The organism is Blautia sp. 210820-DFI.6.14, assembly GCF_020558815.1.
GTDB classification, from domain to species: domain Bacteria; phylum Bacillota; class Clostridia; order Lachnospirales; family Lachnospiraceae; genus Blautia_A; species Blautia_A obeum.
In genome coordinates this window covers 522,367-534,475 of record NZ_JAJCKS010000001.1, presented here as the reverse complement: position 1 = coordinate 534,475, position 12,109 = coordinate 522,367, and the positions used below count along the sequence as shown (strand labels likewise).

At 41.1% G+C, this 12,109-nt stretch carries 9 protein-coding genes and 1 other annotated feature; of the genes, 7 read left to right on the top strand and 2 right to left on the bottom strand.

All coding sequences use genetic code 11. The features are described from left to right. Positions 1-41 precede the first annotated feature (41 nt). The 3 genes from LI112_RS02345 to LI112_RS02335 are packed head-to-tail and all read left to right on the top strand — an operon-like array spanning position 42 to position 1,675. The gene (locus LI112_RS02345; protein ID WP_022388877.1) at positions 42-293 is read left to right on the top strand and encodes a hypothetical protein; all 252 of its coding nucleotides are present in this window, start codon (positions 42-44) and stop codon (positions 291-293) included. 16 nt (positions 294-309) lie between these two features. Next, positions 310-873 carry a GNAT family N-acetyltransferase gene (locus LI112_RS02340; protein ID WP_118044967.1) on the top strand — a complete coding sequence of 188 codons (564 nt, stop codon included), beginning with the start codon at positions 310-312 and terminating at the stop codon, positions 871-873. Positions 874-916: 43 nt separating this feature from the next. Further along, entirely contained in the window at positions 917-1,675 is a 759-nt protein-coding gene (locus LI112_RS02335; protein ID WP_330664178.1) for a TSUP family transporter, read from the top strand. A 24-nt stretch (positions 1,676-1,699) separates the two neighbouring features. Here the strand turns inward: LI112_RS02335 and LI112_RS02330 are convergent, their stop codons facing one another. After that, positions 1,700-3,244 carry a CDP-glycerol glycerophosphotransferase family protein gene (locus tag LI112_RS02330; RefSeq protein ID WP_227190173.1) on the bottom strand — a complete coding sequence of 515 codons (1,545 nt, stop codon included), beginning with the start codon at positions 3,242-3,244 and terminating at the stop codon, positions 1,700-1,702. A 183-nt stretch (positions 3,245-3,427) separates the two neighbouring features. On the opposite strand from LI112_RS02330, the gene LI112_RS02325 reads away from it, so the two are divergent. Further along, positions 3,428-4,543, top strand: a complete 1,116-nt coding sequence (locus LI112_RS02325) for a hypothetical protein (protein WP_227190172.1) — start codon at positions 3,428-3,430, stop codon at positions 4,541-4,543. Between the two features lie 93 nt (positions 4,544-4,636). On the opposite strand, the gene LI112_RS02320 is transcribed toward LI112_RS02325, so the two are convergent. After that, positions 4,637-6,730, bottom strand: coding sequence for a CDP-glycerol glycerophosphotransferase family protein (locus LI112_RS02320; protein WP_227190171.1), 2,094 nt, complete (start codon positions 6,728-6,730; stop codon positions 4,637-4,639). Between the two features lie 200 nt (positions 6,731-6,930). Further along, positions 6,931-7,064, top strand: a sequence feature (ribosomal protein L10 leader region). A gap of 41 nt (positions 7,065-7,105) precedes the next feature. Between LI112_RS02320 and rplJ the strand changes: the two genes are divergently transcribed. The 3 genes from rplJ (at position 7,106) to LI112_RS02305 (ending at position 12,102) form a co-directional block, all read left to right on the top strand. Next, positions 7,106-7,618 (top strand): 50S ribosomal protein L10, encoded by a 513-nt coding sequence (gene rplJ, locus LI112_RS02315; protein WP_005423283.1) that lies wholly within the window; start codon positions 7,106-7,108, stop codon positions 7,616-7,618. 47 nt (positions 7,619-7,665) lie between these two features. Then, positions 7,666-8,040, top strand: a complete 375-nt coding sequence (gene rplL / locus LI112_RS02310) for a 50S ribosomal protein L7/L12 (protein ID WP_005423287.1) — start codon at positions 7,666-7,668, stop codon at positions 8,038-8,040. Positions 8,041-8,244: 204 nt separating this feature from the next. Beyond that, entirely contained in the window at positions 8,245-12,102 is a 3,858-nt protein-coding gene (locus LI112_RS02305; RefSeq protein WP_005423288.1) for a DNA-directed RNA polymerase subunit beta, read from the top strand. Positions 12,103-12,109 lie beyond the last annotated feature (7 nt).

Sequence of the window (12,109 nt, the reverse complement as noted above, 5' to 3'; positions counted from 1 at the left end):
ATGTTTAACAGAAATATATGATAAGAACAGGAGAAACAGATATGAAACTGCAGATGGTACAGAATGCGTTAAAACAGAAAAATATCAAATATGAATATACAGAAGAAGATGACTGTGGAAGTCTTGATTTCATGTTCCGTGGACTTCGCTTTCATGTGTGGGAATATCATGATGAAGTCTGGGGTGCAGAAACCAATATTTATGAAGCGGGCAGAAGCCAGGATATCGAGGGCGATTACGAAAAAGAAATTGCTGCAGAGATTCTGTCATGGCCGGATATGATTAATAATTAAACAGGAGACAGATAATATGAAACTGATGAACATTGCCGATGAAGGCGCACAGTATAAATGGCAGCTGTATGACTTATACGATAAGGCGTTTCCAGAGCAGGAAAAAAAGCCACTCCAGGTTATGGAACAGCTGGCTGCTGATGGAAAGATGGAAATGCTTGCGTTGGTCGATGAGGATGAATTTGCAGGTCTGGCGATCAATCTGATCGATGAAGAGCAGAATCGGGCGCTTCTGGACTATTATGCAATCGCACCTGAGAAACGAAATGGTGGTTATGGAAGCAAAGGGCTGGAAGTGCTTCTGGAACGCTTTAAAAATTATAAATATATTTTTGAGATTGAAACACAGAATGAAAAAGCGGAGAATGCAGAAGAACGTAAGAGAAGAAAAGCATTTTATCTGCGAAATGGTCTTAAAGAGACTGGTCTGTTTGTAAATGTTTATGATACAGATTTTGAACTTCTCACGCCGGACGGAGAGTTGACTTTCTGGGAATATGTGGATTTTCTCAGAGAAGTTATGTATGAAGAATATGTGGAAATTCTTCGGCCTACACTGATTGCGATGAAGAAGAAATAATAAATAACAAAAGAAGTTGAGGACAGGGAACGTGGGAGAAAAAGTGATATTAGTTTATCTGGTAGTATGTTTTTTTGTATTTCTGGCAGGATTTGTAGATTCGATCGCCGGCGGTGGGGGACTGATCTCTCTTCCGGCATATATGATCGCCGGACTGCCGGTACATACTGCGATTGCAACAAATAAAATGAGCAGCTTCATGGGGACTTCTGTTGCAACTTACCATTATATGAAAAAGGGCTTTATGAAGTGGAAAATATGTATTCCGGCAATTTTTGGTGCGATTGCCGGGTCCTGGATGGGGTCTCATCTTGCATTACTCATTTCAGACAGAGTTCTCAAAATAGCAATGGTGATCGTTTTGCCGGTAATCTTATTTTATGTTCTTAGAAGCAAAGCACTGCAGGGGAATGACGAAAATACTACAGATGCAGTCAATGGAATGCTGATCTTTAAATGCATTCTGATCGCAGTGGTGATCGGTATTTATGACGGAATTTATGGACCGGGAACAGGCACGTTCCTGATGCTTCTTTTTACAGGATTCTGCCATATGACACTGAATGATGCAGCGGGAACAACGAAGGCAATCAATCTTACAACCAATATTACGGCACTGGTTGTGTTTTTGATCAATGGTAAGGTACTCCTGCCACTGGGAATTGCTGCGGGCTGCTGTAATATGGCAGGAAACTATCTTGGAAGTCACTGTTTTACATCAAATGGTCATAAGATCGTGAAACCGGTCATGATCGTCGTGATCGTAATTTTCTTTATCAAAGTAGTTATGGAATTGATATAAGGATTAGATGAAACAAGCCAGGGTTTAAAAACCCTGGCTTTTGATATACTCATAAGTTCTCTTGCAGTTATTGTGATCTATATAAGCGAAATAATTTTTGCGCATCTCGGCATATTCAGCCTTTTCCTGAAATCCATTTTCGGCATATTTTTTGATGAGCTGAATAAGTTCAGCCTGCTCTGCGCAGCGGTCGCCCCAGAGTTCTGTCTCCATATCAATATAACTTCCATTGGTTTTGTTGTACTGATCAAGATCAAATTGATAGAACAGGATCGGCTTGCCCTGGTAGTAGGCATCCCAGCAGGCACTTGAGTAATCAGTGATCATCATGGAGCAGTGCATGATCAGCTGATTCAGTGGTACGGAATCAAAGGAGTATAATTCAATCTGTGAATCCTCTGAATGAAAGATACCGATAAATTCCTGGAGCTTCGGGTGAATATAAAACAACAGCTTCAGCTCATGTTCCTTTAGATAATCTTGGAGTTCCTGACTGTTCAGAAGTGCAGTGTAGTGCTGATAATAATCGCTTTGTCTGAAAATTTCGTCATTTTGTCCTTCCAGCCAGGAACGCCAGGTTGGCATAAGCAGAATGACAGGATGCTCCGGGTCTGAAGTATCGTGGAGGCCGTCCCAGCGGGCAAGTCCGGTTACCGGAACTTTATCCGGGTTATATCCCATGCGGTTTACGATAATATTCTTTTCGAATTCTGATGATGCAGTAAAATAATCAACGGAAGACGAAGAGTCAACGCTGAAAAGACTATCAACGTTTTTGAGAGCCAAAACACCATGCTGCAGAAAATATAATTTTTGTTTGTTGAGTGTTCTGGTCACAGGGTTTGGCATAGGCTTCCATGCATAGGCGTGGTGTCTTCCATCCGGAGAGATTAGAAGATCAGCGCACAGCAGATACAGGATATGGCGAAAACTCAAGGCAGGAATGATGTTTTTTCGATATTGCTGCATATAATCCCACTGAGGAGATTTTTTATCCAGTATAAAAAATACATTGTCTTTCTTATTTTTCATACAGTATTCAAAAAAATAAAAACCGTTTTCCTGAGCTGTGATGCAGAATTTCTCATACACAAGCCACATGTGTTTTTCCTTCAGAGAACGACCAAATAGTTTTGCAATACCAAAGGCTGTCAGCTCTTTGATTCTGAAAGTCAGATGATCCTGTTTCTGCCAGCGGCGGCAGCGCAGAAGAAAGCTGTGAGAAGCGCCTCCCATAGGAAAGAAAAGAGTTTCTTCATTTCGCACAAAATGTCTGCCGAGAAGCAGAGAAAGGCGTACGCGGCTAGTGAAAACAGGAGTGTAAGTGTCATTAGAATCCTGGATTGTCAGCTTCCAGTCACCATCATAGTTTTCAAGTTTATCTGTGTTGATTGGACAAACCAGACTTTTTCCAACAGGATAGAAGGCAACTGGATGACAGAAGTTCAGCCAGGCATTCTGAAAGCGAAGCTCACCCTGAAGTGTTTCGGGTTTTTTAGGACAATTCAAAAACAGAAGAATCTGAGAATGTCTGATTTTAATCTTGGTAATAGAAATCTGTTTTTCCATAAAAACTCCTTGAAGAATTTGATAATAATAAAATTATACAGAAGCATACATTTATTTGCAAGGAAATCGCAAATGCTTCTGACTGCACTTCATTGACAAAAACCTCGAGTCTGAGATAGAATGGTTACTGTTCACAGATGTTATGGAATGATGAAAGTATATAAAATCAGGAAGGAAAATCGAATGGAACAAACCATTAAATTTACGAAAAAAAACACGTTGGCGGTGAAGGGAATCGCGATTTCTTTCCTGCTGTGTTATCATTGCTTTTCGCAGACTGCCAGAATGGGTGGGGCAAAAGTGAGTTTTTGGCCGCTTCCACAGAATCTGGCAATGCTGATCAGCTTATGCATGGTGCACTGCGTAGGGATGTTTGCATTTTTGTCCGTATATGGGCTGACACTCTCTATGAAGTCAAAATATCCGGAATATGATTTTGATGGTCATACAGCAACTTTGTTTGTTTTAAAAAGATATGTAAAGCTTGTATTAACGTTTTTAGTTCCATTTGTATTTTGTGTGGGCGTGACTTTTGTTACAGATACCTCCCGTTATCCGGCCGGAATGTTTGCTAATATTATCAGTATCATTATGGATTTCTTTGGTGTGGGTCATATGTTTGGGGGCAGAATGCTGGTTAGTACCTGGTGGTATTTGAGCCTTGAGGTGCTGCTGATCTTTTTCCTTCCGGTAGCGCTTCAAATCTACAGAAAATACAGCTGGCTTATTGTGATGCTGTTCCTTCTTCCGGGCAGTTTCCTGATAGAAAAGCATGTACATCTGACAAAATATCTTTTTATCGTACCGCTTGCGATATGTTTTGCTGATCAACAGGTCTTTGAGAGACTGAAAAGCTGGAAACCGCTTAAGAGCCAGGCGTTGAGCAAATTTTTAAAATTTGTTGTCAGTACAGGTATGATTCTGGCATTATTGATGCTCTGGAACAGTCGTTGGGCGTTGGAACGTTTTGAATTTATGCTGAATGGTCTTATTCCGGTTGCAATCATTTACTGGGCTTACGAATTTTTGCTGGATATTCCCGGACTTCATCAGTTGCTGGAATTTCTTGGAAAATACTCAGCAACAGTATTCTATATCCATACCTTTATAAGAACATTATGGCTGAGAGATTTTACTTATTCACTTGGACATGCAGCAGTGATCTGGCTGTTCCTGATGGGAAGCAGTATTCTGATTGCGGTATTTCTTGATGTTGTGAAGAAACTCATTCATTACGAGAAAATTTCAAATGTAGTCATAGATGGTTTTATAGGATGGACTGACAGAACTTTATGGTGAGAATACTACCAAAAATGCAGTATCATAAGAGAGTATAGAAACTCTGCAATATGATGCTGCATTTTGTTTTATAACTGTGAGAGAATTGAATTGTTAAAGCTTTTCCTTAATCTCTTCACAGATATGGCGGCTGTGTTGATTATCCTTGAACTGAAGATATTCGTGACGTTTTAGTTCATACTCTGGTTTCAGACGGAAGTCGTTTAAAACGGTTTCCTCCAGAAGTTCCATAAGCTGCTCCTCGGTTTCGGCACGGTCTCCAAACAGTTCCGTTTTCATATCTATGTAACTGCCGTGAGCTTCGTTATATTTATCAAGGTCAAATTGATAAAACAAAGTTGGTTTATCCTGATATAAGACATCCCAGCATACACTGGAGTAATCTGTGATAAGCATACGGCATCTCATGAGCATTTCATTGACAGCAACTTCTCCAAAAGAGATCAGATGGATACGATCGCTGACTGCCTTAAAGTTATCGGAGTATTCCTGGAATTTAGCATGCAGATAAAAATTGACCTGTAAATCATATTTTTCCAAAAGCTGACTAAAATGACTGGAATTCAAAAGAGCCATATAGTGGCGGAAGTAATCACTTTCCTCAAAATCTTTATCCGGAACGGAATCCAGCCAGCTTCGCCAGGTTGGCATGATCAGTATCTCACGATTTCCGTTAGAAGTATCCTCAAGAACATCCCAACGGGGAAGACCTGTATTGATAACTTCGTCCGGCTCATAGCCAAAATTATCAACGATCGTCTGTTTTTCCTGATTGGTGGATACTACAAAGAGGTCGCAGCCGCCACGCATACCTTTGCTGTAAAAGGCATCAACTCTTTTCAGGGCGATAACGCCGTGCTGAAGAAAGACGAATTTCTTCTTGCGCAGATAGCGGTTGAAAATACTGTGACGACACTGCATTGCATAGGTGTGGTATCTGGAGTCAGAGCTGACAATCAGATCAGCAGCCTGTGTATAGATCATGTGTCGGATGGACATAAAATTGATCACATTCTTTTTGTAAGGATCTACTTTATAATGATCAGGAGAATCTTTTGATATTATATAGTAGATTTTTTTATGCAGATAAGCTTCTTCGTTTTCGTCCATGCAGTGTTTGAAGAAGTAATATCCATTATCCTGAGCCATGGAAGCAAATTTTTCACTAACCAGGCAGATGTGTTTTTTGTTCCAGTAGGATTTTGCGAGGCGATAAAGGAACATTGCAGTAAATTCCTTGAAAACGATATCGAGTCCGTCGTAGTTCCCTTTATTTCGGTAAACAAAAGCAAGTGTTTTCTTTCCGGTATAGTAAGGATAGAAGAAAAATCCATTGTCAGTCTTGTAGGAACCATTGTAAAGGAATTTCTGGAACATACGTTGTTTTGTATCCATTGATATGGAAATGTGGTTTGTCTTGTTGTTGCCCTGGTTGTATAGGAGAACGTTGACATCCCAGTAGAGACTTTTCCAGTCAACTTTATTTAGATCAAGTGAAATCTTTATACGAAGAAGATTTCCGCGTTTGTTGGTGCTTAGAGTGGTGAAGTCGTAAGTAACTGCATCCTCTGCAAGTTTGTTTCTGAAAGACAGCTCGGTTTTTACATATTCATGATACCCGGTTTCCAGGTCGTAACAAATTTTTAATTTGCCGCCGTTCATTTTCAGGCTGCGCAGAGAACAGTAATGAGTCTGGGCCAGATATTTGTTGCGGCCGCAGAGATGAATACAGAGATTATCTTTGGAATCAGCACTGAGTACGCCAATGTACTCTGTTGGGCGGATGGCGGAATCCTCATCAAAATAGATTTCCTCAGTAAAGAGATGAAAGTTGTTCCACGAAGCAGCTTTCTGACTCTTATCCTTTAATAGAAAAAGTTCGGCTTTCTGATCATGGACTCCGAGAATATAAATTCGAAATTCTTTGCTGCGTCTGAACTCAAAATGAGATCTTAAAGAAGAAAGGTTCAGAATCAGTGAGGTATCAGATATGGAAAAGTCCAATGGTGCAGACTCAGAAAACTCTGTTTCCTTTATTATAATAGAAAGATCTTCGTAATTATCGAAAGAAAAGTCCTTAACTGTCAATATAGCTTTATCCGCTGAAATAGAAGAGACTTCCACAGAAACAGTTCCGTTCGGATTCTTGTAATTCAAAGATGAAAGTGTTTGGTTATCTGGTATCATAATTCCTCCAAGGTAAATAAGTATTGTAATTATATTCTGTTAAACTTTAAAAGGATATACAATTTTTAACAAGTAATATAATCATAACATAATCTTAATAAATTTTAAATATTTTCTGTAAAAGTAAATTTACTTTTTGGTTATATTAAAGATGCAGAAAAAGTTAAAAAAGGTATTGACACGCGTGGGGAAGTGTGATAAATTAACAAAGAACGCTGCCGAAGACAGTAGGTGCCGAAAGGCATAAGGATTAAAACGCCTACCGAGGACTAAGTATTCTATTTAAGATTACAGAGACCTTACTGTCATGCAGTAAGGCTTTTTTTATGTTTTGACGCGGCGGTATATCAAAATCTATAAGGAGGTGTACCATTTATGGCAAAAGTAGAACTGAAACAACCAATCGTAGATGAAATCGCAAACAGCATTAAAGACGCACAGGCAGTAGTACTTGTTAACTACAGTGGTCTTACAGTTGAACAGGATACAATTCTGCGTAAGGAGTTAAGAGAAGCTGGTGTTCAGTATAAAGTATACAAAAACACTATGATGAACCGTGCTTTTGCAGGAACAGCATGTGAAAGCCTTTGCCCACATCTGGAAGGAACAAACGCTCTGGCTATTTCCGCAACAGATGCTACAGCACCGGCAAGAATCCTTGCTAAATATGCAAAACAGTTCCCAGCTCTTGAGCTGATCGCAGGTGTAGTTGAAGGTAACTACAACGATCAGGCTGGAATCCAGGCACTGTCCCAGGTTCCGTCCAGAGAAGAACTTCTTGGAAAACTTCTTGGAAGTATCCAGTCTCCTATCACAAACTTCGCTCGTGTGCTTAATCAGATCGCAGAGGCACAGGGTGGCGCTGATACAGAGGCAGCCGCTGAGTAAATCCCAGCATTATTAAAACAAATCTTAAAAAATGGAGGAAAATTAAAATGGCAAAATTAACAACAGAAGAATTTATTGCAGCAATCAAAGAATTATCTGTATTAGAATTAAATGAACTCGTAAAAGCTTGCGAAGAAGAATTCGGTGTATCCGCAGCAGCAGGTGTTGTAGTAGCAGCAGCTGGAGCAGCTGGAGAAGCAGCTGAAGAAAAAGATGAGTTCGACGTAGAACTTACAGAAGTTGGACCGAACAAAGTAAAAGTTATCAAAGTTGTTCGTGAAGTTACCGGTCTTGGACTGAAAGAAGCTAAAGCAGTAGTTGACGGTGCTCCGAAAGCTCTTAAAGAAGGCGCATCCAAAGCAGAAGCTGAAGACATCAAAACAAAACTTGAAGCAGAAGGCGCTAAGGTTACACTTAAATAATTCTGTTAAAGATGAGAATTGGATGGAGACACCCTGCGGTGTCTCCATATTTTTTTGGATAAATTTACAAAAAACTGGTTGACAGGCAGAGACCGCTATGCTATAGTGAAGAATGCTATATTATGGCAAGGATATGCCTGTTTATCTCAAACCGTAAACAGGAGCATGTTGTAAAATAAATAAAAAAACAGGGGTGAAACGTCAATGGAAAAAAACAGAATTCGTTCTGTAAAAACTGGAAAAAGCATGCGCATGAGCTACCAGAGACAAAAAGAAGTTCTGGAAATGCCGAATTTGATTGAAGTCCAGAAAGATTCCTATAAGTGGTTTCTCGATGAGGGCCTCAAAGAAGTGTTTGATGATATTTCTCCGATCGCGGATTATGGCGGAAAGTTTAGCCTGGAATTCATCGATTTCACGTATGACGCTAAAGATGCAAAATATACCATCGCACAGTGTAAAGAACGTGACGTAACTTACGCGGCACCTTTGAAGGTTCGCGTGCGACTGATCAATAAAGAAACAGAGGAAATCAACGAACACGAGATCTTCATGGGAGATCTTCCGTTAATGACAGAAACAGGTACTTTTGTTATTAATGGTGCTGAGCGTGTTATCGTCAGCCAGTTGGTACGTTCCCCTGGAATTTATTACGCAATTGCACATGATAAACTTGGTAAGAGACTGTTTTCCAGTACTGTTATTCCGAACAGAGGTGCATGGCTGGAATATGAAACAGATTCCAATGATGTATTCTATGTACGTGTGGACAGAACCCGTAAGGTTCCGATCACTGTGCTGATTCGTGCCCTTGGTATCGGCACCAATGCAGAAATCGTAGAATTATTCGGTGAAGAGCCGAAGATCCTTGCAAGTTTTACCAAGGATACATCTACCAATTATCAGGAAGGTCTTCTTGAACTGTATAAGAAGATCCGTCCGGGTGAGCCTCTTGCAGTAGAGAGTGCAGAGAGTCTTATCATGGCTATGTTCTTCGATCCGAGAAGATATGACCTTGCCAAGGTCGGCCGTTATAAATTTAATAAGAAACTTCATTTTAATAAACGTATTGTAGGACATAAGCTCGGAGAAGCTGTTGTTGATCCGTCTACAGGAGAAATCCTTGCAGAGGAAGGCACAAACGTAACAATCGAGCTTGCAGACAAGATTCAGAATGCAGCAGTACCATTTGTATGGATTCAGGGTGAAGAACGTAAGATCAAAGTTCTTTCCAGCATGATGGTTGATATTACAGCTCATGTAGATCTTGACTGTGATCCGAAAGAACTGGGTGTTACAGAATTAGTATACTATCCGGTACTTGAAAAAATCCTGGAAGAAAATGATAATCTCGAAGACATCAAAGCCGCTATCAAGAGAGATATCCATGATCTTATTCCGAAGCATATTACCAAAGAAGATATTTTGGCTTCCATTAACTACAATATGCATCTGGAATATGGCATCGGAAATGATGACGATATCGACCATCTGGGTAACCGTCGTATCCGTTCTGTTGGTGAACTCCTTCAGAATCAGTATCGTATCGGTCTTTCCAGACTGGAAAGAGTTGTACGTGAACGTATGACAACTCAGGACACAGAGAGTATTTCTCCACAGTCCCTGATCAATATCAAACCGGTAACAGCAGCAGTTAAGGAGTTCTTTGGTTCATCTCAGCTGTCACAGTTCATGGATCAGAATAACCCTCTTGGTGAGCTGACACATAAGAGACGTCTTTCTGCACTGGGACCTGGCGGTCTGTCACGAGACAGAGCCGGGTTCGAGGTACGAGATGTCCACTATTCTCATTATGGACGTATGTGCCCTGTTGAGACTCCTGAAGGTCCTAACATCGGTCTGATCAACTCCCTTGCATCTTATGCAAGAATCAATGAGTATGGATTTATTGAGGCTCCTTATCGTAAAATCGATAAAACAGATCCGTCAAATCCGATCGTAACAGATGATGTTGTATATATGACAGCTGATGAGGAAGATAACTATCATGTAGCTCAGGCGAATGAGCCATTGGATGAAGAGGGACATTTCCTCCACAAAAACGTATCCGGTCGATTCCGTGAAGAGACTCAGGAATATGAGAAACGTATGTTTGATTACATGGACGTATCACCTAAGATGGTATTTTCTGTAGCGACAGCGCTGATTCCTTTCCTTCAGAACGATGATGCTAACCGTGCGCTGATGGGATCCAACATGCAGCGTCAGGCAGTACCGCTTCTTACAACAGAAGCTCCTGTAGTAGGAACTGGTATGGAAACAAAAGCGGCTGTTGACTCAGGTGTATGCGTTCTGGCTAAGAAGTCCGGTACCGTTCTTCGTTCTACATCTACAGATATCAGTATCAAGAATGATGATGGAACAAAAGATGATTATCATCTTACAAAATTCCTCCGCAGTAACCAGAGTAACTGCTACAACCAGAAGCCGATCGTATTCCAGGGTGAACATGTAGAAGCAGGACAGGTTATCGCAGATGGTCCGTCTACTGCAAATGGTGAGCTTGCCCTTGGTAAGAACCCGCTGATCGGATTCATGACATGGGAAGGTTACAACTACGAGGATGCCGTTCTGTTAAGTGAGAGACTGGTACAGAATGATGTCTATACTTCTGTTCATATTGAAGAATATGAAGCAGAAGCGCGTGATACAAAACTCGGACCGGAAGAGATCACAAGAGATGTTCCGGGTGTCGGTGATGACGCGCTGAAAGATCTGGATGAGCGTGGTATTATCCGTATCGGTGCAGAGGTTCGTGCCGGTGATATTCTTGTTGGTAAAGTTACTCCTAAGGGAGAAACAGAGCTGACAGCAGAAGAACGTCTTCTGCGTGCAATCTTTGGTGAGAAAGCAAGAGAAGTTCGTGATACTTCCCTTAAAGTTCCTCACGGAGAATATGGTATTATCGTAGATGCCAAAGTATTTACAAGAGAGAATGGCGATGAGCTGTCTCCTGGAGTAAATCAGGCAGTACGTATTTATATTGCTCAGAAACGTAAGATTTCTGTTGGTGACAAGATGGCTGGTCGTCATGGTAACAAGGGTGTTGTTTCCCGTGTACTTCCTGTTGAGGATATGCCATTCCTGCCGAACGGACGTCCACTGGATATCGTACTGAACCCACTGGGTGTACCTTCACGTATGAATATCGGTCAGGTCCTTGAAATCCACTTAAGTCTTGCTGCCAAAGCACTTGGATTCAACGTTTCCACACCGGTATTTGATGGTGCGAGTGAAATTGATATCCAGGATACTCTGGAACTGGCAAATGATTATGTAAATATTGAAGATTTTGAAGAATTCCGTGCAAAATATCAGGATACACTTGCACCTGATGTTATGGAATATCTGGATGAACACAAAGATCACAGAGAATTGTGGAAAGGTGTTCCGATTTCCAGAGATGGTAAAGTACAGCTCCGTGACGGACGTACAGGTGAATACTTCGACGGTCGTGTAACAATCGGACACATGCATTACCTGAAACTGCATCATCTGGTTGATGATAAGATCCATGCGCGTTCTACAGGTCCTTACTCACTTGTTACACAGCAGCCTCTGGGTGGTAAAGCTCAGTTTGGTGGACAGCGTTTCGGTGAGATGGAGGTTTGGGCTCTGGAGGCATATGGTGCTTCGTATACACTGCAGGAAATCCTGACAGTTAAGTCCGATGACGTTGTTGGACGTGTTAAGACTTATGAAGCAATCATCAAGGGCGACAATATTCCTGAACCAGGTATCCCTGAGTCCTTCAAAGTTCTTCTGAAAGAACTTCAGTCTCTGGGTCTGGATGTCAAAGTCCTCAGAGATGACAATACAGAAGTACATCTGCTGGAAACAGTAGATTATGGTGATACAGACCTTCGTTCTGTAATCGAAGGTGACAGCAGACATCACAGAGAAGAAGAGTCCTTCGGAAAACATGGTTACACCAAACAGGAATTCGAAGGTGAAGAACTTGTAGATGTTGAAGAGGATGAGGAAGACGATGATGATTTCATTGACTTCGACGAGTCCTACGATGATGAAGACAACGAGTAGAAAGGGG

Excerpts from the sequence above, each read along its gene's own strand:
- rplJ (WP_005423283.1), top strand. The coding sequence starts at position 7,106 with ATGGCAAAAGTAGAACTGAAACAACCAATCGTAGATGAAATCGCAAAC.
- LI112_RS02340 (WP_118044967.1), top strand. The coding sequence starts at position 310 with ATGAAACTGATGAACATTGCCGATGAAGGCGCACAGTATAAATGGCAG.
- LI112_RS02325 (WP_227190172.1), top strand. The coding sequence starts at position 3,428 with ATGGAACAAACCATTAAATTTACGAAAAAAAACACGTTGGCGGTGAAG.
- LI112_RS02305 (WP_005423288.1), top strand. The coding sequence starts at position 8,245 with ATGGAAAAAAACAGAATTCGTTCTGTAAAAACTGGAAAAAGCATGCGC.
- LI112_RS02320 (WP_227190171.1), bottom strand. The coding sequence starts at position 6,730 with ATGATACCAGATAACCAAACACTTTCATCTTTGAATTACAAGAATCCG.
- LI112_RS02345 (WP_022388877.1), top strand. The coding sequence starts at position 42 with ATGAAACTGCAGATGGTACAGAATGCGTTAAAACAGAAAAATATCAAA.
- LI112_RS02330 (WP_227190173.1), bottom strand. The coding sequence starts at position 3,244 with ATGGAAAAACAGATTTCTATTACCAAGATTAAAATCAGACATTCTCAG.
- rplL (WP_005423287.1), top strand. The coding sequence starts at position 7,666 with ATGGCAAAATTAACAACAGAAGAATTTATTGCAGCAATCAAAGAATTA.